This window comes from Ciceribacter ferrooxidans (genome assembly GCF_004137355.1).
GTDB lineage: Bacteria > Pseudomonadota > Alphaproteobacteria > Rhizobiales > Rhizobiaceae > Allorhizobium > Allorhizobium ferrooxidans.
This window is the reverse complement of record NZ_SDVB01000359.1, coordinates 1-256: the sequence shown is the minus strand read 5'-3', so window position 1 is coordinate 256 and position 256 is coordinate 1. Positions and strand designations below refer to the sequence as shown.

Annotated in this window: 1 pseudogene; it reads left to right on the top strand. The window is 62.9% G+C overall.

The window, feature by feature from the left end:
• Nucleotides 1–256: pseudogene (locus tag EUU22_RS22225) on the top strand (alpha/beta hydrolase); the annotation flags it as partial.

Below are 256 nucleotides of genomic sequence, written 5' to 3'. Positions count from 1 at the left end.
TCAACAGGGAAGACCTCGCGGTATATCGCGGGGCACCGGTGCTGCCGGATGAAAACCGCGCCCTGGCGGCGTGCGCGGCGTTTGCGGGGGACGTCCTGCTGGTCGAGTCGGAACACGACCATTTGGTGCCGCACGCAACCATCATGAGTTACCGGTCGGCTTTCGGGGCCTCCCACTCCATGACGCACCGGGTCATTGATGGCGCCGACCATGCCTTGAGCGAAAAAACCGCGCAGGAAGCCTATACTTCGGTGTT